The sequence below is a fragment of the Nocardia aurantiaca genome (genome assembly GCF_009708175.1).
Classification (GTDB): Bacteria; Actinomycetota; Actinomycetes; order Mycobacteriales; family Mycobacteriaceae; genus Nocardia; species Nocardia aurantiaca.
Genome location: NZ_WMBB01000003.1, coordinates 529,889 through 553,949, shown reverse-complemented (window position 1 = coordinate 553,949; position 24,061 = coordinate 529,889). Strand labels below are relative to the sequence as shown.

Below are 24,061 nucleotides of genomic sequence, written 5' to 3'. Positions count from 1 at the left end.
ATGAGCGAAACGACAACCCCCACCAAGACCGGCACCGTCGTCTGGCCGACCCTGGTTTACCGCGACGCCCCGGCCGCGATCACGTTCCTGGAGCGGGCCTTCGGCTTCGAGACCACCGCCCGCTACGACGAAGGCGACACCGTCGCGCACGCCGAACTCGCCTGGCCGGGCGGCGGCGCCATCATGCTCGGCGGCGTCCGCGAGGGCATGGCGCTGGAATGCCAGCCGCCCGGGGTCGGCTCGGTATACATCGCCATCGACGACGCGGACGCGCTGTATGCCCGGGCCAAGGCCGCGGGCGCGATCATCACCCGCGAACTGCGCGATGAAACAGACTATGAGTCAAGGGGTTTCACCTGCCGCGACCCAGAAGGGGTCTACTGGAGCTTCGGCACCTATCGGGGTGCGGCGGGTGAGTAGGCGGTCTCAGGCCGGGGCGTGACCCGCGGGCACACGCTCGGCAACCGGCGGCGGGGGTGGCGGGGTTCCGTCCCCGAAGGGCTTGCCGCCCAGGGCTTCCCGGCCATGCGGGGTGAGCCAGTTCTCCAGTTCGGGCCCCTTCGGGACGACCCGCGTCGGATTGATGTCGGTGTGGACGATGTAGTAATGCTGTTTGATCTGCGTGAAGTCGACCGTGTCCCCGAAGCCCGGGGTCTGGTACAGGTCGCGGGCGTAGGCCCACAGCACCGGCATCTCGGTGAGTTTCTGCCGGTTGCACTTGAAATGGCCGTGATACACCGGATCGAACCGGACCAGCGTGGTGAACAGCCGCACATCGGCCTCGGTGATGGTGTCGCCGACCAGATAGCGCTGCCCGGCCAGCCGTTCCGACAGCCAGTCGAGGGCCGTGAAGAGCCGGTCGTAGGCGGCGTCGTAGGCGTCCTGCCCGCCGGCGAAGCCGCACCGGTACACCCCATTGTTGACCTCGGTGTATACCCGGCGATTCACCGAATCTATCTCCGCGCGAAGGTCTTCCGGGTACAGCCGCGGCGCGCCGGGCCGGTGGTGCGCGGTCCACTCGGTGGAGAAGTCGAGGGTCATCTGCGCATAGTCGTTGGTGACCACCGCGCCGGTGCGCTCGTCCACGATGGCGGGCACGGTGATGCCGCGCGGATAGTCGGGGAATCGCGCGAAGTAGGCGTCGCGCAGGAAGTGGATGCCCAGCACCGGGTCCACCTCGCCGGGATCCAGGTCGAAGGTCCAGCTGCGCTTGTCATGGGTGGGACCGCACAACCCCAGCGACAGCACCGATTCCAGCCCGAGCAGCCGCCGCACGATGAGCGTGCGGTTGGCCCACGGGCAGGCCCGCGCGGCCACCAGCCGATACCGTCCGGGCTCGACGGGATAGCCGTCGCGCCCGTCCGCGGTAATCCGCGTGTCGATGTAGTTGGTATCGCGCTTGAATTCGCCGGGTTCGACATAGGTGCCCGGCTCGGATTTGGACGTGGTCACTGTGCCATTCTGCCCACCGTTTCGCTCCGGGCGGGTTCGCAAGGACCCAAGTCTCGACTCGTCCCTCCTCCGAGACGAAGGTCTCTCGAGCCGCGGTCCAGAATCGAGCGATGCGCCTCCCGCGCGCGACCGCGAACATCGGGCGATCCCCACGGTCGCCGGTCTCGATGTCGTGCCCGCTCTTTTGCGAAAGTAAGCGGCCGCATACATTCAGGGTCATGACTGACTCGAAGCCCACGCGCCTGGAACGCATCGTCACCGATGGCGGCGCGGACGCGGCGATCCTGACCATCGACAATCCGCCGCTGAACCTCTTCGACAAGGCCCTGATGGAGACGCTCGGCTCGGATCTCGAGGAGCTGTCGGCGAATCCGCCCCGCGCGCTGCTGGTGCGGGCCGACGGCAAGCTGGTCTCCGGCGGCGTCGACGTCCACGTCTTCGACGGTCTGTCCGAGGCGGAGGGTGCGCAGTTGTGGCGAACCCTGTTCGCGCGCATCATCCACCCGCTGGAGGCGCTGCCCTGTCCGGTGATCTTCGCCGCCCACTCGCTGACCCTGACCGCGGCCTTCGAGATGGCGCTGGCCTGCGACATCATCCTGGCCGCGCCCAAGGCCAAATTCGGCCTGGTGGAGACCGTGGTCGGCCTGACCCCGTCTATGGGCGGCCCGCAGCGGCTGGCCGAGCGTGCCGGTTCCGGCCGCGCCCGCGAGTTCGTCATGACCGGTGACACGTACGACGCCGCGACCATGGCCGAGTGGGGCGTGGTCAACGCCGTGCACGAGGATGTCGACGTGGCCGCCCGAGCGCTGCTGGCCCGGCTCGCCGACGGCCCGACCCGTGCGCACGCCGCCACCAAGGCGATCATCGAGGCCTGGCGTTCCGGCGGTGTGGCGCACGCGGATTCGGTGACCCCGGATGTGTCCGGGCGACTTTTCGGCACCGAGGACCTGCTGGGAGCGGTGCGCAGCTTCCTGGAGGTCGGCCCCGGAAAGGCCGTGTACACGGGCAAGTAGGCCCCGGTCCGGCCCTTCGGCGGCCGATCGATCGTGCGCGCCCGGGCGTGTCTTCTGCCGCCCGGTCGTGTCAAGCCCGCCGATTGCGCCGGTGTGGGATCAGGGGGCGATACGAGACCGCCCGGCGGGGAATCCCGGATGCGGCTGCGCCGAGGACGCCGCGAATCCGATGTTTCCGCGGGCTCGGTCGGGGGAAGGCTGGGTTGACCGGCGGCGATCTGGCTCCGTGGTGTCAAAGCGTGACATCCGTTTGCCGACAATCCGCCCATCGCTGTGATCTGCATCATATAGTCACTCTTGCCCGGCAGGGCTTCGAGGTACTCGGAGGGACGACGATGTCGCAGTTACTCGTGGAATATCCGCAGACGCGAAACAGCTGGTGCGACAACCCGCTCGCACGCGCTGCCGATGGCGTCCTGCGCTATGGCAACCTCACGCCGGCGCTCACCGAATTCCTCGACGTCCAGGTCCATGCCTTCGCCGCTCGTGAGGCCGTCGTGGAGATCGGCGGGCCCCGGCTCACCTACCGCGAACTCTGGTACTCGGCCTCCCGCATCGCCGGCGGTCTCCAGGAACACGGCATCGGCTACGGCGACCGGGTGGCGGTGCGCATGCCGGTCGGCGCCCGCTGGGTGCAGGCGTTCCTGGGCGCGCTGCTCTCCGGGGCGGTGCCGGTCCTGGTCCACGACGGCCTGCCGGATGCGGTCGCGGACCGGGTGATTCACGACGCCTGCGCGGACTTCGTCCTCGACGGCGGTGGCAGCGCGGCCGGTTTCCGCGAGGCACTGCCAGACGGCGCGGCCTTCATCGACGACGGCGCGTCCCTGGGCGAGCTCGCGCTGCTCTGCTACACCAGCCCGGGCGCCGAGGCGGGCCCGCGCGGGGTGGAGCTGACCAACGAGAACCTGCTCTCCGCTATCCGTTCCGTGGTCGGCGCGCTGGATCTGCCCACCGACGGGCTGCGCAATCTGGTGCTGCTGCCACTCGCGCATGCCAGCGGCTGCGTCGACCAGCTGCTACCCACCTTCGCGGTCGGCGGCACCCTGGTGCTCACTCCGGACCGTTCGGCGGTGCCGCGGGCCCTTGTCGCCGAACACATCGACATGGTCGCCGCGACTCCGCGCATCTTCGCCGGTCTGCTGCCTTGCCTGGCCGGACTGCGGGTCGAGCACGTGCGCCAGCTGTGCACCGCCGGTCACCGCGCCGAACTGGCCGCCGGCGATCCGGCCACCTCCGAATTCGTGGCGAACGTCCTGCGCGAGGTCTTCCCGGCGGCCCGCCAGTGGTCGGTGTGGGGCGCCACCGAGACCTCCGGCATCGGCCTGGCCCGCGACGACGACGCCCCCGCCCGCGACGCCCTCGGATTCGCCTTCGGCGGCACCGAACTCGCGCTGTGGGGCCCGTGCGCGGACGCCGGCCATGGCGAATTGCTGTGTCGCGGGCCGAACATCACCCCCCGTTACTGGAACGACCCGCTCACCACCGAATCCCGGTTCACCGGCTCCTGGTTCCACACCGGGAACCAGGTCAGCATCGATGCGAGCGGCCTGGTCCGCCGGTCGGCCGGGGACTGAGCGGACTCAGCCGAGCAGCCGGGCGCGCAGGGAGTCGCGCAGTTCGGGTGTGATGCCGATTTCGGCGAGGTACCCGTCCAGGCCGCCGTACATCGCGAGCATGGAGTTGGTGGCCGACTCCAGGTATTCGGGCCGGACGCCGAGCAGGTCGTCGGAGAGTTCCTCGTCGGTGTCCCCGGCCATGAACGCGCGCAGGGTCGGGACGGCGTCGTTGCTGAGCAGGTAGTCGGCGTAGATCTCCTCTTCGGTGACGTCGACCGCGCGCAATATGGTGGCCACCGCCCAGCCGGTGCGGTCCTTGCCCGCGGCGCAGTGCACCAGCGCGGTGCCCGCCAGCAGGGATTCGGCCAATGACTTGATGGCGACGTGCGCCTCGGGCATCGCGGGGAAGAGCCGGTAGACCTCGAGCATGTGGCGGGAGGCGGTGACGTGGCGGCGTGCCTCATGCGGCGGGGTCTCGCCGATACGGGGGTCGAAGGGGGTGATGTTCAAGCGCACGCCGTCAGGGATGAGGTCGTGGCCGATGTAGTCGATCTCGGCAAACCCGCGCAGGTCGTGGACGTCGGTGACGCCCAGCTCGCCCAGGGTGGCCAGGCCCGCTTCGTCGACGCGGCTGAGTTGGGCCGACCGCAGCAGCACACCTTCCCGGACCGTGGAACCGCCCGCTGTGCGGGCTCCGCCGAGGTCACGGAAATTGAAGGTGCCGGAGATCAGGAATTGGTCGTAGCGCGCAGAAGTCACCCGCTCAGGCTATCGGTGGGTGGGTGTCGCCATGGTGTCCGCGGCCGATCGAACCGGCGAATTGTGCGCTGTGAGCGGGGCGCGTTTGTGTGTGGCGAGGAAGGATCGGAATGCGTGCGGCGTTGTGGGTTCGCACACACACGCTATGTTTCGTCACGCACGCGTCACCGAAAATACCGTTCGGTCCCAACAACGTCTTTACCGGGCGATCGTTCAATTTGATCATTCCTATCCGGTCGCGGGTCTGTTCCAATTGGGTAACAAAACATTCCTGAGGTATGGAATCGGCTATCGAAGCTGGTTACGGGGATAGGAAACGGCGTAGCATTAAAACCCGTTGAACGGGTACGCCGGTGTACTGCCGGAGATCGGCACTGGTCTACTACCCGTTGAGCGAGCCGCGCAGGCGAGGTGCGCGAGTTCTTTCGCCAGAGGGAGTCGTCGTTGAGCGCAAGTGGAGAAATAATCACCCAGGTCGGACTTCGTCCGGCCATGACCGAGGCCATCGAGACCGCGGCCGGGTCGCTTGATTTCAGGGGTAATCGCGCGCTTCGTGTCCTGCTGCATGCGGGTGTCAGCACGCTGTGGCCGATCTTGAAATCCTCGCCGGACCGTCAGTTGCGTGCCTATGAGTCCACCCTGGCGGTGTTGCGGCGGCGCTGGGAGAACCAGTCGGCCTGCATTCCGGACCCGGCCGCCACGGCCATGTTCCGCGAAATGGATGCGGACGTGACCGACTTCCTGGATCTGTGCGCCCGCCGCTCGGGCACCCAGTGGCTGGAACCGGTCGACGCCATCGCCGCCTATCTGCTGGCCGTCATCCAGGGCATGGTGCTGCGCTGGCTCGCCGACTGTGATGACGAGACCACGCTGGTGGTGCTGGACGACCTGGTCTCGTACCTGTCGACCAAGGCCGTCGACCTGCCCTGAACATCGCTCGAATGGTTCGCGGTCGTATCGATTCTGGACCGCGCTCCGCCTCCCCGTGCTTGGAGCGGGGAGCGAACGGCCCATAGACCTGCGCCTTGGGGGGAGCGGAGGGCGGAAGAATCGAGACCTTCGGCTCGATGGACCCGCGCCTTGTCCGCGAACCCGCCCGGAGTGAAGCGAAGGGCGAGATAGACACCACTGGACGCATGACCAGGTTCGTGGTCGAATGATCCGGTGACCGATTCGTCGCCGATCAGCGGGCTGCACGCGGCCACCGCCGACCTCGAACCTCCACTGGCCGCGGTCGACCTGACCGCCCTGCGCGCCAATGCCGCCGATCTGGTGAGCCGCGCCCGCGGCGTGCCGATCCGGGTGGCCAGTAAATCCGTGCGCTGCCGCGCCGTCCTCGAGGAAGTGCTGGGTCCTGAGCTCACCGCGTCCGGCGGGTTCGCGGGCATCATGGGTTACTCACTGCGCGAGGCCATCTGGCTGGTCCGGGAGGGCGCGCGCGACGTCCTGCTCGGCTATCCCACCGTGGACCGGCACGCGCTGGCCGAACTCGCCGCCGATCAGCTGCTGCTCGACTCCATTACCCTCATGGTCGACGACACCGACCAGCTGGACCTGATCCGCGATGCCGTCGGCAGCGAAAAGGTCGCTCCCCGTGTGTGTCTGGATGTCGACGCCTCCCTGCGCATCGGCCCGCTGCACCTGGGCGTGCGCCGCTCGCCCATTCGCACGCCCGAGCAGGCCGCCCGGCTGGCCGCCGAAACCCTTTCCCGCGGTTTCCGGGTCGTCGGCATCATGACCTACGAGGCGCAGATCGCCGGCCTGCCGGACACCAATCCCGCTGTGCGCCTGGTGAAGTGGGCCTCGGCTGCGGAGATCGGGAGGCGCCGCCGCCAGGTGCTGGAGGCCGTCCGGTCGACGGTCGGCGAGCTCGAGCTGGTCAACTCCGGCGGCACCGGTTCCATCGAGGTCAGCATCACCGACCCGGATGTCACCGAGGTGACCGCGGGTTCGGGCCTGTACCTGCCGACGCTGTTCGACGGCTACCGCAATCTGGCTTCGCGGCCGTCCATGTACTTCGCCACGCCGGTACTGCGCCGACCGGCGCCGGGCATTGCCACCGTGTTCTCCGGCGGCTACATCGCCTCCGGCCCCGCCGGGGCCTCGCGGGTGCCGAAGCCGGTGTGGCCCTTGGGATTGAAGCTGATCGGGACCGAGGGCGCGGGCGAGGTGCAGACGCCGCTGACCGGAGCCGACGGCCTCGGGATCGGTGATCGGGTCTGGTTCCGGCACGCCAAGGCGGGCGAGCTGTGTGAACGCTTCACCGAGGTGCACCTGGTCGACCAGGATGGCAGCCGCACCACCGTGCCCACCTATCGCGGTGAAGGGCATTGCTTCGGCTGAGGCCTAGACGCGGTCGAGTTGCAGCACCGCGGCCAGGTCGGACAGTTCGACGGTGGTGGCCGGGAGGTATTCGGTCAGCAGCGGCGAGCGCACGATGATGGCCGACCACATGGCGCGCGAGATCGCGCTGGTGAGCCAGTGCCGCGACAGCAGCGCGCCGATGCCGTGCGGGGCGTCCTCGGGCGCGGAGGTGGTCATGGAGACCAGCACCATCGCGGCCTCGCGGCCCTGGAAGTGGTCGGGGGTGCCGACCAGTACGTCCTCGATGCGCGCCCGTGACAGCAAGGTCCGGATGCGCGCCACCTGGGCGTGGTAGGGCGCCACCACCAGGATGTCGTGCGGGTGCAGGCGGCGGGTGAGCGCGCCGGTGTGCCAGGGCAATCCGAGCAGGGTGCGCACCTGGCGCACGATTTCCCGGGCCTCCTCGGCGGATTCGGTGCTGTTGCCGTGGTGCTCCACCGGCACGGTGCGCACGCCGGGCGGAATGCCGTCGAGTTCCCTTGCGAGGGTGACTGTTTCATTGGAACGCAGTCGGTTGTCGTAGCGCAGCCGCGACACCGGGCCGCATATGCGCGGGTGCATGCGCCAGGTGCGGTCCAGGAAGTAGCCGTAGGCGGCGGGCAGGGTGCGGTGCGCGCCCAGTAGGCGGCCCAGCACGGATTCAGCGATGGGCTCCGGATGCAGGCCGTGCCCAGCGGGCGGCGCGGGGTCGCCCACCAGCAGCAGATTGCGCGCGCACACGGCCACCGCCAGCGCCTCGGCCAGCGGGAATTTCCCGGCGTCGACGATGACCAGCAGGTCCAGGCTGTGGCGCGCGATGCGCTCGGGATCGGCGAAGTCGCTCGACAGCCCGCCGACCACGCAGCCGTTCACGGCATTGTCGAGGAAGCGCGGATAGCGCGACGCCTCGATGGGCAGCCATTCCGGCGCCACCGCCCGGCTGTCGGCCTTGGCCACCAGCTCCGGTAACACGCCTACCCGCACCACGGCGTCGAGCACGTGTTCGACCACCTGGTGCGAGCGCGCCACCACGCCGACCCGCCAGCGGTATCGGGTGACGAGCCGTTCCACGGCCCGCGCGGTGGCGTCGGTCTTGCCGGTGCCGGGCGGACCCTGCACGGCCACATAGGAATTGTCGAGGTCCAGCACGGCCGCGGTGACCGCGGCGGCGTGGTCGCCGAACACCTCGGGCAGCGCCGCGCCCGCGCGCAGCCGGGGCGGGCGGCGGCAGAGGATGTCGAAGACGGCCGTCTCGGGCACCTGAGGAAGGGTCACCAGCAGCTGATATGCGGTGTCCTCCAATGCTTCCGCGAGATGGACGTCGTGGTCCGGCGGGCAGGGTGCGATGGCGGAGGGCAGCTCGCCGTAGGGTTCACAGCCCTCCGGCAGCATTTCGACCACACGCACGACATCCTCGAAATTGGTGTCCAGCGCGCAGCCGAGGACGGTGGCATACGTGGTAGCGCGCAGGCCCGGGGCGACGGTCATGCCCGGGGCGGGACGGTCGTAGAGGGCGAGAACCGGGGTACCGGGTGGCGGCGCGTTGCCGGTCCCGAGCCGCCCGGTGAGGGTCAGGTAGCGCCGCATGGGCCGCTGCCCGGTGCTGTGCCAGTCGGTGTCCACCGAACCGGAGTCCGCGACGAGAACGCCCGCGGTGTCGGCCCATTCGGCGACCGGGTGGTCGAGGCGGTCGTCGTGCGCCCAGCGCAGCGGCCGCCGCTCGCGCCGGTGATAGCCCAGGGCGGCGGCCGTGAGCCCGGCCGCCTCCTGCGCCGGGCCGCGCTGCGCGCCGTCGCTCTCGGCGAATTCCCGTAGCGCCGCCTCGATTTCGTCGGGTCCGGTCTCGGCGTAGTCGTAGCACCACCGTCGGCTCGGCCGGACCCCATGCTGTGCGGCCAGCTCCAGTAGCCAATCTCGCAGTCGTAGTACGGCTTCCGCGCCGCCGTCGTTCTCCTCCTGATTGGGCGGCAGCTGGTGCAGGTCATAGGACCGCTCACCGACGACCAGGGCGGCCCGCACCACCGGGTACAGATCGACCAGGGCGGGGAGCAGTTCGGCCACCACGTCCTCACCCTCGCAATCACGTTCGCCGATGGCGTCCAGGAGTTCGCGCAGAGCGCCGCGGTAGTGATGGATTCGCAGGTCGGGGCATTCGCGCTGCCGTTCCATCAGGAAATCCAGCAGCGCGTCCGCGTCATCGCGGCGGCGGGTGATCGTGCCGCGCCCGAGCGGGTCCCGGTCGTCGGCTCGGATGACGAAGGTGCGCTCGGGTTTCGGCGACGCGGGCGCGGGAACGAACCCCAGCGCGACCGTGCTCACCCCGGGGCCCTGCTCGAAGGTCGCGACCGCGGCGCTGCCGCGCTGTTCGGCGACGTGTTCTCCTTCGGCCGATTCCGTCGTTTCGGAACCGGATATCACTGGCGCGGAGGAGGTTTCGAGCAGCCGGTGCGCCGGCATGCCGCCGTGATCCGCCTGCCGCTGATCGGGTAGCGCGAGGGTGCTGATCTGCACGGTCAGATCGCCTGCCGGACGGACGATTCCGGTCGCCGCACGCGGGAACTCGCCGCTCTCGGGAGCAACGGCAGCGGTGACGGACACGAACAGATCGCCCCGGGTCGGCGCGGGGAGTGCGGCGAGGGCGGCCGGATCGATGAGGGCGTGCACCGGACGGCCGGTGCGCTCGCGCAGGATCTGGACCTCGGCCTGGCGGCGCAGCGTGGTCAGGGTGGTGGCCGGAATGCCGGTGACGGCGGCGTCGGCGACGGCCAGCCGGTCCAGCGTGGTGATGCCGGCGTCGCGCAGATGGGCGCGGGTGGCCGGGCGCATGCCGGCCACCAGCAGCAGGTCGCGGCGGGCCTCGAGCTCGGCCGTGCAGGTGGGGCAGTGGCCGCAGGCCAGATAGCGCCGGTCTCCCCACTGCACCGGAAGCAGCTCGCCGAGCTTGGTGTCGACGATGAGGTTCAGCCGGGCCCGCCGCGCCTGGTACACCACCGCCATGTCGGCCAGCGTGTAGGTGACCGCGACCCCGTCCTCCCATACCCGCGCCAGCGGTGCGGCTCGGAATCCATTGCGCCGCAGGGCCTCCGCCGCCGCGGCCAGTCCCAGCAGGGTCGCGATCCCGCCCCGCCGTCCGGCCACCCCGGCCACGAGATAATCGTGTCCCTCGGGCGCGTGATCGCGCACCAGGAACTCGCACCGGGCCACGAAGTCACCGTCGAACATCACGCCGCCGGCGACGGCCTCCGCGTCCGCCCGCAGGGCGGTCAGCGTCTGATGGTGGGCGTCGCGCAGTCCGGCCAGCGCCTGCTCGCGCAGGTCCTCGGAGAACAGCGCGCCGGTGGCGAGCGCGTCGGCCGCGGGCCCGGACAGGCGGATGCGGGTGACGTCCGTACCGTAGCGGTCGCGCAGATCGGCGAGGCGGTGTTCGACGGCCGGGCCGGGGGTGCGCGTGAGCGTGCCGGGCGACGGGAACTCGACCGGTGTCACCAGTCCCAGTTCGGCGTCGAGTGCGCGCAGCAGCGCGAACTCACAACGCGCCGCCGCCACCAGGTCACCGGTGCTGCACACGACACGATCACCGAACAGCATCAATCGCGGCCCTCCTGCGCCTCTCCTCCGCCGACACCCGCACCCGGCGGGGGTCGTTCATCACGTGGCCGAGTCGGGCATAGCGTAATGATTGCGGGCGGTGAGATGTGCCGCCAGGTGCGGCCCGCGCGCCGGTTCGGACACGCCGCGACTCGCCCACGTCAGCACGCGTGTGCGGGCGATGTTGGGAGACAACGCGACTCGCGCGCACAGATTCCGCCGGCGGCGGCTCGAGGCCCGGTCATACGCCCCAAATCGCCTCGCCATTCCGGCGTGTCGCCCCTTGTCGGAGGGCGAGGAAACGGCCCCGGCGCACAACGGCGAACCGAGCTGTCCGAACTCGGCGCTGTCCGCACCCCGGTCGGGTCACCGTCCTGCTATCGCGGCAGTTTCGACGCCCTGGGCCGCACCTACTCCGCGCCGCCGTTCGGCAACGTCGGTAATTACTCGCCAGTCGCTTGTTCCGAGTGCCCCCGTAACGCGTCCGGGTCTGTCACAATCTGCCGATGCTCTACCTCGCGGGCGCTCGCGGCCGCCTTCACTACCGCCGATGGCAGCTCGACAATGCGCAGGCTGTCCTGGCTTTCTTACCCGGGATCGGGCAGCACAGCGCGCACTACCACCGGTTCGCTCGGGCGCTCGCCGCCCACGGCATCGAACTGTGGGCCTTGGACACCTCCGGGCACGGTCTCAGCGAAGGGGACCCGGAGCGTCCGGGCACCATCTACGAACTCGCCGCCGATGCTCGGCTGTTCCTGGATCAGGTGCGCGCGCACGCGAATTCCACGCTCTTCCTGATGGGCCATTCGCTGGGTGCGGCCACCACCCTGGCCGTGCTCCGCGAGGCCGAGCCGGGCGAGTTCGCCGGGCTCGTGCTGTGCGGGACGCCCGAGGCGGTGCTGGAGGGCAGGTCGCCCAGGTCCGCCCGCGGCGCCGAGGCCCCGAATCGCGCACGCGCGCAAGGCGGTTCCCGATCGCGGGCCGCGCTGGCGACCGAGCAGGAGTCGGACTGGCCGGGCCCCCGGCTACCCGAGGGCCTGCCGGTGCTGATCGTGCACGGCGCGGACGATCGCCGCGCCCCCGTCGATCCGGTGCGGGACTGGTCGGCGCAGGTCGGCGCGCGATTGCACACCTACCCCAATGCCGGGCACGACCTGCTGCACGAGCCCGTGCACGCCGAGGTCACCGCCGAGATCGTCGATTTCGTGCACGCTCGTTCCCTGGCCTGAGGGCGTCGCGGTGAAGGGCGTGCTCCGTGGCGACGATGTGCCGGCCGCGGGCTCGCCCGCCCAGGTGCGGAAGCCGCTCGAAGGCACCCCCGCCGAGCCGTGGGTCGAGACCGATCCGAGTTTCTACGCCGGCCTCGCGCAGCGACACCGCAAGGGCATCACCGAGGTTCACTGATCCGCATCCCGGGAAGCGGTGGGGTGCAACAACTCCACCACTTCCTGGTCGGTGAGCTGATGGAAATCCCGGTACGCCCCGCCCACCCCGCCGAGGGATCGCGGTACCAGCGGGCACACCACCTCATCGGCGATCGACCGGATCCGGTGCAGCGCTTCGACCGATGACACCGGCACCGCCGCCACCACCCGGCGCGGCTCGTGCAGTCGCGCGATCTCGCACCCCGCGGCCATGGTCGCACCGGTCGCCATGCCGTCGTCCACGATCACCACGGTCCGGTCCTTCAGCGCGAGCGGCGGATCCGTCCGCAGCACCCGCCGCCGACGCTCCAGCTCGGCCCGCTCGACGGCCTCGATGTCCGCCAGCTGTTCCGCCGTCACTCCGGTCTGCCACATGACGTCGTCATTCAATACCCGGACGTCATCCTCGCCGATGGCTCCCATGGCCAACTCCGGGTGCCACGGCACTCCGAGCTTGCGGACCAGCAGCACATCCAGATCCCCGCCGATGACTTCCCGCACTGCCACGGCCACCGGCACCCCGCCCCGGGGCAGCGCCAGCACCACAGGATCCGCCGCGCGCAGGTGCACCAGTGCCCCACCCAGCGCGCGCCCGGCAGCCTCCCGATCCGGATAGAACATCGCTTCGTCCATTTTGCCCCTCCGCTCGGCTCCGGGGCGGGTTCGCGAGCCCGAGGTCTCGATTCTCCGCTCCTCAGCTCCCGAGTCACGGGTCTACGGAGCCGTCCGCGCCCCGCGCCGACGCGGAGGCCGAGGCGGAGGTCTATCGAGCCGCGGTCCAGGATCGAGCGTTCCGCTTGGCTCGTGACCGCGAACCTCTGGGCGTCCCTACTCTCCGCGGATCGTGTACCGGCGCAGCGCGAGGCTCGGATTGGTGGCGCGGACCTCGGCGAGATGGCGCAGATCCACGTGGGCGGTGGCGATGCCCGGCTGGTCGCCGAGCTCGGCCAGCACCGCGCCGGTGGGGGAGACGATCATCGACGTGCCGGAGCCGCGGGGAGCGGCCTGGTCGGCGGCGGCCACGTACATGGTGTTCTCGATGGCCCGGGCGCGCAGCAGCGTCGTCCACTGATCCACCTTGCCAGGACCGGGAATCCATTGGGCGGGCAGCAGCAGCACGTGCGCACCCGCGGCGGCCAGGCGGCGAATGCCTTCGGGGAAGCGCAGATCGAAGCAGGTCTGCATGCCGAACACCACGCCGTCCACGGTGAAGGTCTGCGACTGCTCCAGGGGGCCGGCGATGAGCAGATCGGATTCGCGAGAGCCGAAGGCGTCGTAGAGATGCACCTTGCGGTAGACGGCCGCGAACTCGGCATCGGGCGAGGCGGCGACGAGGGTGTTGTAGACCTGCCCGGCGGGCTCGTCGGGGCCGCCGGTCTCGACCACCCCCGCGACCACGTACACGCCGAATTCCGCTGCGATACCGCGCAATCCGGTGACAAACGGTCCGGTCAGCGGTTCCGCGGCGGCCAGCACCCGCTCGTCCAGGCGCTTGGTGGCGAACATCGAATATTCCGGCGCCACCACCACCTTCGCTCCGAGTTCGCTGGCCGACTTGACCTTCGCGCGCAGGGCGGTGAGATTGGCCACGGTGTCGGTGTACGGATCGAACTGCACCACCGCCATGTCCACCGACCCGGCGGCCTCGGTGCCGGTGGGCAGCCCCGTCGCCGCGGCCGGTTCGTGCACGGCCATCGCCACTGCTCCGGAGCTGCCCGCATCGGGGGTGGCCAGGGTTGCGGTGACGTAATTGCGGACGGGAGCCGGTTCGGTATTTCCGGGTCCGGACGGGGAACTCGAGGGCGTCGGGACGGAGGGCGCGGGCGGGTTGTCCGGTTGCACGACCCCCAGGGTATTCACCCGATGGTCAAGCCCGCAGCTAGCAGGCAGTAAAATCCCTGGCAATGAGTACCTCACCGGCCGACAGCGCTCCCACTGACGACGAGAGGGACGTTTCCGGCCCGTCCTTCGCCGATCTGGGCATCGATGACCGCATCCTGCGGGCCATCGCCGATGTCGGCTACGAATCGCCGTCGCCCATTCAGGCGGCGACTATTCCGCCGTTGCTGGACGGCGCGGACGTGGTGGGCCTGGCCCAGACCGGTACCGGCAAGACCGCCGCCTTCGCCATCCCGATCCTGATGGGTATCGAGATGCAGGGCAAGGCGCCGAAGGCCCTGGTCCTGGCCCCGACCCGCGAGCTGGCCATCCAGGTCGCCGAGGCGTTCGGCCGATACTCGGTGCACATGCCCGGCCTGCACGTGCTGCCCATCTACGGCGGCCAGAACTACGCGGTGCAGCTGTCGGGCCTCAAGCGGGGCGCGCAGGTCGTCGTCGGCACGCCGGGGCGCGTCATCGACCACCTCGAGCGCGGCACCCTGGACCTGTCGCAGCTGCAGTATCTGGTGCTGGACGAGGCCGACGAGATGCTCAAGATGGGCTTCCAGGACGATGTCGAGCGCATCCTCGCCGACACTCCCGATGAGAAGCAGGTGGCGCTGTTCTCGGCGACCATGCCGCCGGCCATCCGCAAGATCTCCAAGCAGTACCTGAAGAACCCGATCGAGATCACCGTCAAGGCGAAGACGGCCACCAACACCAACATCTCCCAGCGCTGGGTGCTGGTGTCCTATCAGCGCAAGCTCGACGCGCTGACCCGAATCCTCGAGGTCGAATCCTTCGAGGCCATGATTATTTTCGTGCGCACCAAGCAAGCCACTGAGGAGCTGGCCGAAAAGCTGCGCGCGCGTGGGTATTCCGCGGCCGCCATCAACGGCGACATCGCGCAGGCGCAGCGTGAGCGCACCATCGGCCAGCTCAAGTCCGGGGTGCTCGACATCCTGGTCGCCACCGACGTGGCCGCGCGCGGCCTGGACGTGGAACGCATCTCGCACGTCGTCAACTACGACATCCCGCACGACACCGAGTCCTACGTGCACCGCATCGGCCGCACCGGTCGCGCGGGCCGCACCGGTGAGGCGCTGCTGTTCGTGGCCCCGCGCGAGCGCCGCCTGCTCGACGCCATCGAGCGCGCCACCCGCCAACAGGTCACCGAGATGCAGCTGCCCAGTGTCGAGGACGTGAACGCCCAGCGTGTCATGAAGTTCCACGACGCCATCACCGAGAACCTGAACTCGGCCAACCTGCCGCTGTTCCGCAAGCTCATCGAAGAGTACGAGCGCGAGCACAACATTCCGCTGGTGGACATCGCCGCGGCGCTCGCGGTGGGTGGCCACGACGGCGACAACTTCTTCATGGAGCCCGAGCCGGAGCCCGCCGAGCGGCCGCGTCGCGACCGCGAACGAGCCCCGCGCTCCTTCGACGAGCGTGGCCCGCGGGAACACCGCGAACCGTCCCGCCACCGCCAGACCGGTGCGGAGCTGGTGACCTACCGGATCTCGGTCGGCAAGCGGCACAAGGTCGCGCCGGGCGCGATCGTGGGCGCCATCGCCAACGAGGGCGGCCTGCGCCGCAGCGACTTCGGGCACATCAGCATCCGGCCCGACCACTCGCTGGTGGAGCTGCCCGCCGACCTGTCCAAGGAAACGCTGAATGCGCTGAGCCGCACCCGGATCAGCGGTCAGCTCATCGACCTGCAGCTGGACCAGGGCCCGCCCGGAATGCGCCCGATGAGCCGCGCGCCCCGGCGTGAGGGCAAGCGGCCCGACAACCGCCGCAAACCGCGCTTCTGAGCGCGAGCCCCTCGTCATTCCGGGTCATTCCGGCATGCCGCTGGGCAGCAGAATGTTCGACGAAATGTGCTGGGGCACAAAGTTCGGAAACGGCCTGCGGTCTTCCTAGAAGTAGTCAGTGAGCCGTTGCAGCGCACCGCGATCCGGGTTGCGCGCTGGGTGGACATCGCGGGACGCGGCCGATCCGCGGTGTTCTCGGCCGGAATCCGCGCGGTGGCCGTGGATCCCAGAATGCCGGGGTGACCTGAGGACTTGTACGGTCGCCGAGAACGACCGACGCCCGCACCCGAAACGGGTGCGGGCGTCGCGTTTTCGGGAATCAGTTGGCGGCGCCGCCGGAACCGGAGTCGGCGGAGACATCGGGAGTCTGCGCCCGAGTCGTCGGTGCGGGCGAGGTGGTCGGGGTCGAGGCATTCGGTGCGTCCGGGGCGGCCTGCTGGGCGGGTGCGGTGTCGGACACGGTGAACAGGCCGACGGTGGGCAGCACCACGCAGCGCGCCCCCGGGTAGTCGATGGTTCCCCACAGCGAGGCGACGACCGTGCCCGCGCCGGCGTCCACGGTCTTGGTCAGCGAGGGGAGGTTGTACTCGGTCCGGTCGTCGAGCGGCGTGACGCCGCCGCGGCCGTTGTTGACGTTCAGCCAGGCGACGGTCAGACCGGAGGCGATCGGAAAACCGTTCTGCTGCACCATGGCCTGGAAGCTGACATTGCCCGGCGGCAGCGCCACCGAGGCGTTCGGGCCGGTGACACCGGTGACGGCCAGGGCCGAGGTGAGGCTGAACGGCATGTTGAATCCGCAGCCGAGGGTGGGCGCCAGGTACGAGAACGGCGTGAACTGAACGTTTTCCAGCTTCGCGGCGGCGACCAACTGGGCGGCCTTGGCGATGTCGGCGACCGCGGTCCTGCCCGCCGCGTCGTCGCCGACGGCCCGGGTGAGCTGGTCGAGGCCGTTCGCGGCGGGCGGCGTCGGCTCGTCGGCGGTGGCCGTGGATGTCGCGCCGAGGACTGCCGTGGCGGTGAGGGCGGCGATCGCCAGGGCACGCTGGGACAGGGTCCAACCGTTCACTCGTGCTGCTCCTGCGTCGGGTGTGGATTCCACGGCAACGTACCAGCTCGGCCCGGACGTCGCCCCGGCGAGCCGCCCGGCCGGTGCGATCCGGGTGACGGCCGGATCATTACCGGGGGGTAGGTTTGATGGCGACATCACAGCGACGCTCGGGAGAAGCAATGAAGCTGGCCCTATCACCCGATGAGGTGAAGTTCCGGGATGAACTGCGCGAGTTCTACCGGACCAAGATCCCGGCGGAGATCCGCGACCGCGTCAAATACGGCCTCGAGCTCTCACGAGATGACATCGTCACCACCCACCGCATCCTCAACGAGAACGGCTTGGCGGTGCCGAAGTGGCCGGTCGCCTGGGGCGGGCGCGACTGGACGCCCATGCAGCGCCACATCTGGGAAGACGAGATGCAGCTGGCCTCGGTCCCCGAGCCGCTCACCTTCAACGCCCAGATGATCGGACCGGTCATCGCCCAGTTCGGTTCGGAGGAGCTCAAGCAACGCTTCCTGCCGCCGACCGCCAACCTCGACATCTGGTGGTGCCAGGGATTTTCCGAGCCGGACGCGGGCTCGGACCTGGCCTCGCTGCGCACCACCGCGGTGCGCGACGGCGACTCCTACATCGTCAACGGCCAGAAGATCTGGACCACCCTGGCCCAGTACGCCGACTGGATCTTCTGCCTGGTGCGCACCGACCCGAATGCCAAGAAGCAGGCGGGCATCTCGATGCTGCTCTTCGATGTGAACACCCCCGGGGTGACCATCCGGCCGATCAAGCTCATCGACGGCCACCACGAGGTCAACGAGGTCTTCTTCGAGAACGTCCGCGTCCCCGCCGATCAGCTGGTCGGCGAGGAGAACATGGGCTGGACCTACGCGAAGTTCCTGCTCGGCAACGAGCGCACCGGCATCACCGGCGTCGGCCGCACCAAGGTGAAGCTGGGCGTCGCGAAAGAGTACGCGGCGCAGATTCGTTCGGGTAGCGGCACGCTGCTCGAGGACCCGGTGTTCGCGACGCGCGTGGCCGAGATCGAGAACGAGCTGCTGGCGCTGGAGCTCACGCTCATGCGCGTGATCTCGAATTCCAGTGACGGCAAGCCGAATCCGGCCTCCTCGGTGTTGAAGCTACGCGGTTCCGAACTGCAGCAGGCCGCCACCGAGCTGCTGCTGGACATCGCCGGCCCGGATGCGCTGCCGGTGAACGCCGGCGACATCGCCTCGCCCGGCTGGGCGCAGCGCAGCGGCCCCGGCTACCTGAACTACCGCAAGACCACCATCTACGGAGGCTCCAGCGAGGTGCAGCGCACCATCATCGCCTCCACCATCCTCGGATTGTGAGCCGCCGCCATGGATTTCGAACTCACCGATGAACAGGTCATGCTGCGTGACACGGTCCGGGATCTGCTGGGCCGCGCCTACGACCCGGAGACCCGCCTGAAGGTCACCGACACCGATCTCGGCTGGAGCCGCGACGTCTGGCGTCAGCTCGCCGAATTGGGCGTCCTCGGACTGGCTTTCGACGAGGAGGACGGCGGCGTCGGCGCCGGGCCGGTCGAGACCATGGTGGTCATGGAGGAGATCGGCCGCCGCAACGCGCCCGAACCCCTCCTCGACGCCGTGCTCGTCCCCGGCGGGCTGGTGGCCCGCGCCGGTACCGCCGAACAGCGGCAGCGGGTGCTGCCCGCGCTGGTCGGCGGGGAGACGCTGCTGGCGTTCGCGCATGAGGAACCCGGCACCCGATGGCCCGCAACCGAACTCGCCACCGCCGCGATCCCGGACGGCGACGCCTACCGGATCACCGGCGTCAAGAACCCGGTTCCGCACGGTGACTGCGCCGACCAGCTGGTCGTCAGCGCCGCCCTCCCCGGCGGTGGCGTCGGCCTGTTCCTGCTGGCGGCGGACGCCGAGGGCGTCACCCGCACCGCCTACCGCACCTTCGACGAGCGTCGCGGCGCGCAGATCGAATTCGCCTCCGCCGCGGCCGAACTCCTCGGTGCGGGCGGTGACGCCCAACCGGTGGTGGACGCGGTCACGGTGGCGGCGCAGGCGAGCCTGTGTGCCGAATCGCTCGGTGCGATGGAGGAGGCCATGCGGCTGACCACCGACTATCTGAAGACGCGCAAGCAGTTCGGCGTCACGCTGTCCAAGTTCCAGGCCCTCACCCAGCGTGCCGCCAATATGTACGTGTCGCTGGAACTGGCCCGCTCCATGAGCCTGTACGCCACCGCCGCCGTCGCCGACGGCTCCGCCGACCAGGTCGCGGCCTCCCGGGCCCGGCTCCAGGTCGGCCGCTCCGCCCGCCATATCGGCCAGGAGTCCATCCAGATGCACGGCGGCATCGGCATCACCACCGAATACCCGGTCAGTCACTACGTGGCCCGCCTCACCGCCATCGCCCGCACCCTGGGCAGCGACCTCGAACATCTGCGCGTTCTGAGCGACCGCGTGGGCGACTACACCCTCGTGGAGTTCTGACTCGTCCGGCTGACGCTGCGCCCCGCTCCGGATCGGAGCGGGGCGCAGCCATTTCCACCCGACGTCAGCTCGCGTCCCCGCCGAGCGGTTCCGCGGCGCGCACTCACGCGTGCGACCCACGAGAACCTACCGGCGCGGGAGGGTTCTCGGCATTCGTCTTCTGGCGGCGGTGGATTGGGGGTGCGAAGGTCGAATTTCGGTGTCGGGGAGGTGCGGAGCGGGCGTAGGGTGCGGAGCATGGGAGGAGAGGCAGTACGGCTGGACGGGAACACCCTGGTGTTGCCCGGTGGGGTGGGAGTGCGGTTCATTCGCACGCTGAGACTGCCCGAGCAGGGGACGCATCCCTTGCCGCCCGGGCTGGGAGATTTCCCGGTCCGGCGGGTGGCGGACTACGCGGACTCGGTGCCCGAGGAATGGAGCAAGCGCGGCGGCGTCATGCTGCCCATGTATCTGCGGGAGGCGATGTGGCTGTCGTTCTCCGCGAAAGAGCCTGCGGCGCTGCAGATCGGCGTGGGCAAGGTGTGCGCGGTCTCCGGGAAGCCGTGGAGTGATCGCCTGGCCCGCGACCCGCAGAACTATGTGGTGCTGCCCAAGCAGCCGTGGCTGGACGGTATCAACTCCGGCAAGGGCACCATCCGCCAATTCGTCGCGGTACCACTGGGATCGGGTGCGACGGTGGAGGGCCAGGTCACCGGCGAGGAGACCCACGGCGGCATTCAGCTCCAGAACTTCGCACTGAACGAGGTCGAACTCGCGCGCTGGCGCAAGGCGATGGAGGAGGATCGCGAACGGGTGCGGGCGATCTCGCACGGGGAGACTCCCGTCCCGCTGTCCCTGCCGCCGCAGGGCATGCCCGCCCCGGGCGGCGCCATGCCGCCGGGCTACGGGGCGCCGCCGCCCGCGCCGGGCAGTGGCGGGCTCGAGCGATCCGCGCGCGCGAGGTCGAGCCGTCCGGCTGTCGCGATGGGGCTCGGCGTCGGCGGCACCATGCGGCAGGAGATCTACAAAGACGAGCGCGCCCTGGCGGATTGGGCCACCAACCCCTCCGGCCGCATCTTCGTCCATTTGGTGACCCCGCCCGACTGGCGCCGGATCACCGGCGAGGCCGCGCCCCCGTCCCCGGTCGACCGTAAGGCCTACACCGAGGCGGGCCTACCCTGGTTCGACTACTTCGACTCGGACGCAACGGATCTGGCCCCGGCCGCCTCGCTCGCGGCAGTGGTCCCGGTCGGGGATTGGCTGGGCGACGACCACGAACCCTGGCAGGACCCGACTCCCGGTCAGGTCCATCAGCTCGGCGACACGAAGGGCACACTGGTCGAAGACGGCGACTGGTGACCCGCCGGGCCATTGCCCGCAGCGACCGACCGGGTCACCCGTCGGAGTCGTCGGAGGCCGCGTGATCTGTGGTCGCGAGGGTGGTCGCCGGAACCGTGGTGGCCGGGAGTTCGGTTGTGGGGCGCGTGCTTTCGGTGGTGGTCGGGCGCGACGGCGTCGTGCGGGCGCTCGCGCTCGGGTCCGCGGCCGGGTCCTCCGGGGTCGCGGTGACGGTGGAGATGGGGGCGCGCCGGGAGGGCATGTCGGCGGCTACTCGCCAGGTGGGGGACGGCGGGATGATGACGCCGGGGGTGGTGCTGGAACCGCTCTTCGTCGAAGTTGACGGTGCCGCTTGCAGATCCGCGCTGATGGGCGGGGGAGCAACGTAGGTGTCATCGTGGCCTATGCCACAGGCGCCGAGGAGAATGAGCCCGGCCGACACCGCGCCGACCGCCGCGGCGGCGCCCGCCACAGGCTTGGGCAGGTGGCGCAGCGGGGTGACCGCGCGCTCGTCCGCGCCGGCGTTGCTGCCGTCCATTGGTGGCACTCCTGATTCGTGTCGAGTGGGCTCACCCTAACGGAGGCTGCGAGGCGGGGCCAGGCGGGTGGTCGGTTCGATCACGCGAGGGCGCAGGCGATTCCGTAGGTCTCGGAAATATCTCAAACAGCGATGATTCAGATATCGAATTAGTAAACTCGGCGCGTTTTGCGTACGTGTCGTCTGGACTTTCCGTTGCCGAGCCGTAATGTGTGTCCAAAGTTACACGTGAGACGCTCGAAATTAGCCGAGGGGCGCGCCGAAGAATCGCGAGACCCGGCGGGCGTCATCGAGGAGTGGATGATGGGTGCATTCTCGGCATCTCCGCTGCGCACGTCGGCGCGCGCGGGAGACCCCGCGGCCTCCGGGCTGCGGATGTCGGCAATTCTGGCCCGCGCCGTCGCCTGGCTGATCTTCCTGGGAGGGCTCACCGGCGCGGTTCTCGGCATTGCCGGGCTACGCGTCGAAATCACCGTCGCCGGACTGATTCTCGCCTGCACCGCCGGGTTGGTATTGCTCAAGCTGAGGGCCGACGCGCACGCTGGCTAATTGTCCGCGAATTGCTCAGCGAGCGGCAATTACCCATTCGAACGCTTCGGCTTTGGACCTCGCGCCCTCGGCCGTCCGTGATCGATTGGGCTCGCCGAGTTCTTTCAGCAACTCCTCGGAAAGCCGCACCAGATCCGACAACACAAGCGGCGTAAGCCATTCCGGGCGGGTGGCGAACAACAGGTCCTCGCTCGAGGTGTTCCCGGATGCGCCCGGCGCGAACGGGCAGCCGCCCAGTCCGCCGAGCGAACCGTCCACCACCGCCGCACCGGCGGCCAAGGCCGCGAGCGAATTCGCGACGCCCATGCCCCAGGTGTCGTGGCCGTGGAAGACGATGCGGTGCTCCGCCGTCCCCCAGTGCCCGGTCTCGGCCACCGCACCCACCAGGGCTCCGACCTGACCCGGATGCGCCTGGCCGAGGGTATCGGCGATCACGATGTCCGCCGACCCGGCGGTGCGCGGATCGGTGGCGATGGCCAGCACCCGCGCCGGATCCACGGACCCGTCGAACGGACAGGTGAAGGCTGTTGCCAGGCAGAGCTGAATGCGCCCGCCCGCTTCCGCCGCGAGGCGGACCGCCTCGGGCATGGCGGCCAGGCTGTCCTCGGTGGTGCGGCCGATATTGGCCTTGTTGTGCGCGTCCGACACCGAGAAGCAGTACTGGAAATTGCGCACGCCCGCCTCGGCGGCCCTGGCCACGTGCCGCGGCGTGGCCACCCACACCCAGCAGCGCTCCAGTTCCGCGGGCGTCAGCTGCGCGACCAGCTCGAGGGTATTGGCCATGGGCGGCACCAGATCCGGCCGCGCCATGGATCCGATCTCCAGCTCCGGCACGCCCAGCGCAAGCAGTTGGCGGGCGATCCGCACCTTGCGCTCGGTGGGCAGGACCTTCCCGGTGAGCTGCAAACCATCGCGCAGCGTGACATCCCGCAGGGTCATGAGTTCGCCTCCAGGGCATCGATATCGGCGTCGGTCATGCCGAGCAGGCCGGAGAGCACCTCGCGGGTGTGCTCGCCGAGGTCGGGACCGACATTGCGGATGGGCAGCGATTGTCCGCCGATGACGGGGACGATGCCCGGGAAACCGACCTCCCGGGGCTCCGGCTCGCCCACGTCCACCCGGAAGGGCTGGATCATATTGCGCGCCTTGTACTGTTCATCGGTGACGATATCGGCGGCCGTGTAGATGGGGCCGCACGGAATCGCGGCCGCCTCCAGCACCCGCAGCGCCTCCGCGCGGGTGTGCACCCGCGTCCATTCGGCGATCGAGGCGTCCAGCCGCTCGCGGTGGCGCCAGCGACCGGCGTTGTCCTGCAGCTCCGGATCGGCGGCGAGATCGGGACGGCCGATGACCTGCATGTACCGCTGGAAGATGGCGTCGCCATTGCCGCCGATGATGATGCTGGTGCCGTCGCTGCACGGGTAGGCGTTGCTGGGCGCGATGCCCTCCATGCGACCGCCCACGCGCTCGCGGTTGATGCCGTACGCCAGATAATCGGGCACCAGCGATTCCATGACCGAGAGGATGGATTCGTTCAGCGCGACGTCGATGACGCGCTGCTCCAAGGGAACCCGCTGCACCCGTTCGCGCTGGAAGAGTGCCATGACGGTGCCGAAGGCGGCGTAGATCCCCGCAATGGAATCGCCGATGGACACGCCGACGCGCACCGGTGGCCGGTCCGGATCGCCCACGAGTTCGCGCAACCCGCCGACCGCCTCGGCCACCGCAGCGAAGCCTGGGCGCTGCGCGAGCGGACCGGTCTGCCCGTACGCGGAGATGCGCGTGATCACCAGATTCGGATTGACCTCGTTCAGTACCTCGGGCCCGAGCCCCCACTTCTCGAGCATTCCGGGGCGGAAGTTCTCCAGCAGCACATCGCAGTGCTCGAGCAGCTCCAGCACGATCCCGCGCCCGGCCTCGGTGCGCAGATCCAGCGTGATCGACTTCTTGTTCCGGTTGACAGTCCGGTACAGCATCGAGGTATTCCCGCCGTACAGCCGCCAATTCCGCAGCTCATCACCGGTTTTCGGCCGTTCGACCTTGATCACCTCGGCCCCGAAGTCCCCGAGTATCCGCCCGGCCGTCGGCGCCGCGACATAGTTACCGAGCTCCAACACCCGCACGCCATCCAGCGGCCGAATATCCATGCCCACAGTCTGGCCTAGACACCCGCGCCGTGGGACAGACACCCACAGGTTCGGGCCGAGCGCGGGGAGGCCGGAGTGCGGGGCTGGTGGAGCGCGGAGCGAAGCGGAGGACGAAGAGCAGAGCCGGTGCGACATCGGGAGAGGTGAGA

The 24,061-nt window shown here is 69.6% G+C and carries 21 protein-coding genes; 12 read left to right on the top strand and 9 right to left on the bottom strand.

What is annotated here, in order from left to right; translation table 11 throughout:
• On the top strand, positions 1-420 hold the full coding sequence (locus GLP40_RS08645) for a VOC family protein (protein WP_154787251.1): 420 nt from the start codon (positions 1-3) through the stop codon (positions 418-420).
• Positions 421-426: 6 nt separating this feature from the next.
• Here GLP40_RS08645 and GLP40_RS08640 read toward each other — a convergent pair whose 3' ends face one another.
• Positions 427-1,452, bottom strand: a complete 1,026-nt coding sequence (locus tag GLP40_RS08640) for a glutathione S-transferase family protein (protein WP_328289874.1) — start codon at positions 1,450-1,452, stop codon at positions 427-429.
• Between the two features lie 218 nt (positions 1,453-1,670).
• On the opposite strand from GLP40_RS08640, the gene GLP40_RS08635 reads away from it, so the two are divergent.
• Positions 1,671-2,465, top strand: coding sequence for an enoyl-CoA hydratase/isomerase family protein (locus GLP40_RS08635; protein ID WP_154787249.1), 795 nt, complete (start codon positions 1,671-1,673; stop codon positions 2,463-2,465).
• A gap of 335 nt (positions 2,466-2,800) precedes the next feature.
• Complete coding sequence (locus tag GLP40_RS08630; protein ID WP_154787248.1) at positions 2,801-4,039, top strand: class I adenylate-forming enzyme family protein; 1,239 nt, start codon at positions 2,801-2,803, stop codon at positions 4,037-4,039.
• A 6-nt stretch (positions 4,040-4,045) separates the two neighbouring features.
• Here GLP40_RS08630 and GLP40_RS08625 read toward each other — a convergent pair whose 3' ends face one another.
• On the bottom strand, positions 4,046-4,780 hold the full coding sequence (locus GLP40_RS08625; RefSeq protein ID WP_328289873.1) for a tyrosine-protein phosphatase: 735 nt from the start codon (positions 4,778-4,780) through the stop codon (positions 4,046-4,048).
• A gap of 444 nt (positions 4,781-5,224) precedes the next feature.
• Between GLP40_RS08625 and GLP40_RS08620 the strand changes: the two genes are divergently transcribed.
• Both GLP40_RS08620 and GLP40_RS08615 read left to right on the top strand, forming a co-directional pair.
• Entirely contained in the window at positions 5,225-5,710 is a 486-nt protein-coding gene (locus tag GLP40_RS08620; protein ID WP_230329337.1) for a TetR family transcriptional regulator, read from the top strand.
• Between the two features lie 234 nt (positions 5,711-5,944).
• Complete coding sequence (locus GLP40_RS08615) at positions 5,945-7,123, top strand: amino acid deaminase/aldolase (RefSeq protein WP_328289872.1); 1,179 nt, start codon at positions 5,945-5,947, stop codon at positions 7,121-7,123.
• Positions 7,124-7,126: 3 nt separating this feature from the next.
• Here GLP40_RS08615 and GLP40_RS08610 read toward each other — a convergent pair whose 3' ends face one another.
• On the bottom strand, positions 7,127-10,711 hold the full coding sequence (locus GLP40_RS08610; RefSeq protein WP_230329336.1) for a bifunctional RecB family nuclease/DEAD/DEAH box helicase: 3,585 nt from the start codon (positions 10,709-10,711) through the stop codon (positions 7,127-7,129).
• A 506-nt stretch (positions 10,712-11,217) separates the two neighbouring features.
• On the opposite strand from GLP40_RS08610, the gene GLP40_RS08605 reads away from it, so the two are divergent.
• Both GLP40_RS08605 and GLP40_RS08600 read left to right on the top strand, forming a co-directional pair.
• Positions 11,218-11,940: an alpha/beta hydrolase gene (locus GLP40_RS08605; RefSeq protein ID WP_154787247.1), complete on the top strand. Its 723-nt coding sequence runs from the start codon at positions 11,218-11,220 to the stop codon at positions 11,938-11,940.
• Between the two features lie 10 nt (positions 11,941-11,950).
• Positions 11,951-12,115 (top strand): hypothetical protein, encoded by a 165-nt coding sequence (locus GLP40_RS08600; RefSeq protein ID WP_154787246.1) that lies wholly within the window; start codon positions 11,951-11,953, stop codon positions 12,113-12,115.
• On the opposite strand, the gene GLP40_RS08595 is transcribed toward GLP40_RS08600, so the two are convergent.
• Together GLP40_RS08595 and GLP40_RS08590 are read right to left on the bottom strand one after the other, a co-directional pair.
• Positions 12,109-12,756, bottom strand: a complete 648-nt coding sequence (locus tag GLP40_RS08595; RefSeq protein WP_154787383.1) for a phosphoribosyltransferase — start codon at positions 12,754-12,756, stop codon at positions 12,109-12,111. The two genes, GLP40_RS08600 and GLP40_RS08595, sit on opposite strands and share 7 nt — an antisense overlap.
• Positions 12,757-12,963: 207 nt before the next feature.
• Entirely contained in the window at positions 12,964-13,761 is a 798-nt protein-coding gene (locus tag GLP40_RS08590; RefSeq protein WP_230329395.1) for a carbon-nitrogen hydrolase family protein, read from the bottom strand.
• A gap of 278 nt (positions 13,762-14,039) precedes the next feature.
• Here GLP40_RS08590 and GLP40_RS08585 point away from each other — a divergent pair, with 278 nt between their 5' ends.
• Positions 14,040-15,827, top strand: a complete 1,788-nt coding sequence (locus GLP40_RS08585) for a DEAD/DEAH box helicase (RefSeq protein ID WP_154787245.1) — start codon at positions 14,040-14,042, stop codon at positions 15,825-15,827.
• A 319-nt stretch (positions 15,828-16,146) separates the two neighbouring features.
• On the opposite strand, the gene GLP40_RS08580 is transcribed toward GLP40_RS08585, so the two are convergent.
• Positions 16,147-16,893 carry a hypothetical protein gene (locus tag GLP40_RS08580; protein ID WP_154787244.1) on the bottom strand — a complete coding sequence of 249 codons (747 nt, stop codon included), beginning with the start codon at positions 16,891-16,893 and terminating at the stop codon, positions 16,147-16,149.
• A gap of 161 nt (positions 16,894-17,054) precedes the next feature.
• On the opposite strand from GLP40_RS08580, the gene GLP40_RS08575 reads away from it, so the two are divergent.
• The 3 genes from GLP40_RS08575 (at position 17,055) to GLP40_RS08565 (ending at position 20,699) form a co-directional block, all read left to right on the top strand.
• Entirely contained in the window at positions 17,055-18,224 is a 1,170-nt protein-coding gene (locus tag GLP40_RS08575) for an acyl-CoA dehydrogenase family protein (protein ID WP_154787243.1), read from the top strand.
• A gap of 9 nt (positions 18,225-18,233) precedes the next feature.
• Entirely contained in the window at positions 18,234-19,361 is a 1,128-nt protein-coding gene (locus tag GLP40_RS08570) for an acyl-CoA dehydrogenase family protein (protein ID WP_154787242.1), read from the top strand.
• A 237-nt stretch (positions 19,362-19,598) separates the two neighbouring features.
• On the top strand, positions 19,599-20,699 hold the full coding sequence (locus tag GLP40_RS08565; protein WP_154787241.1) for a hypothetical protein: 1,101 nt from the start codon (positions 19,599-19,601) through the stop codon (positions 20,697-20,699).
• Positions 20,700-20,733: 34 nt separating this feature from the next.
• On the opposite strand, the gene GLP40_RS08560 is transcribed toward GLP40_RS08565, so the two are convergent.
• Complete coding sequence (locus GLP40_RS08560; protein ID WP_154787240.1) at positions 20,734-21,216, bottom strand: hypothetical protein; 483 nt, start codon at positions 21,214-21,216, stop codon at positions 20,734-20,736.
• A 303-nt stretch (positions 21,217-21,519) separates the two neighbouring features.
• Here GLP40_RS08560 and GLP40_RS08555 point away from each other — a divergent pair, with 303 nt between their 5' ends.
• On the top strand, positions 21,520-21,765 hold the full coding sequence (locus GLP40_RS08555) for a hypothetical protein (protein ID WP_154787239.1): 246 nt from the start codon (positions 21,520-21,522) through the stop codon (positions 21,763-21,765).
• A 15-nt stretch (positions 21,766-21,780) separates the two neighbouring features.
• On the opposite strand, the gene GLP40_RS08550 is transcribed toward GLP40_RS08555, so the two are convergent.
• The gene (locus GLP40_RS08550) at positions 21,781-22,704 is read right to left on the bottom strand and encodes a beta/alpha barrel domain-containing protein (RefSeq protein ID WP_154787238.1); all 924 of its coding nucleotides are present in this window, start codon (positions 22,702-22,704) and stop codon (positions 21,781-21,783) included.
• Entirely contained in the window at positions 22,701-23,912 is a 1,212-nt protein-coding gene (locus tag GLP40_RS08545) for a CaiB/BaiF CoA transferase family protein (protein ID WP_154787237.1), read from the bottom strand. The genes GLP40_RS08550 and GLP40_RS08545 overlap by 4 nt, the downstream gene beginning before the upstream one ends.
• Between the last annotated feature and the right edge of the window lie 149 nt (positions 23,913-24,061).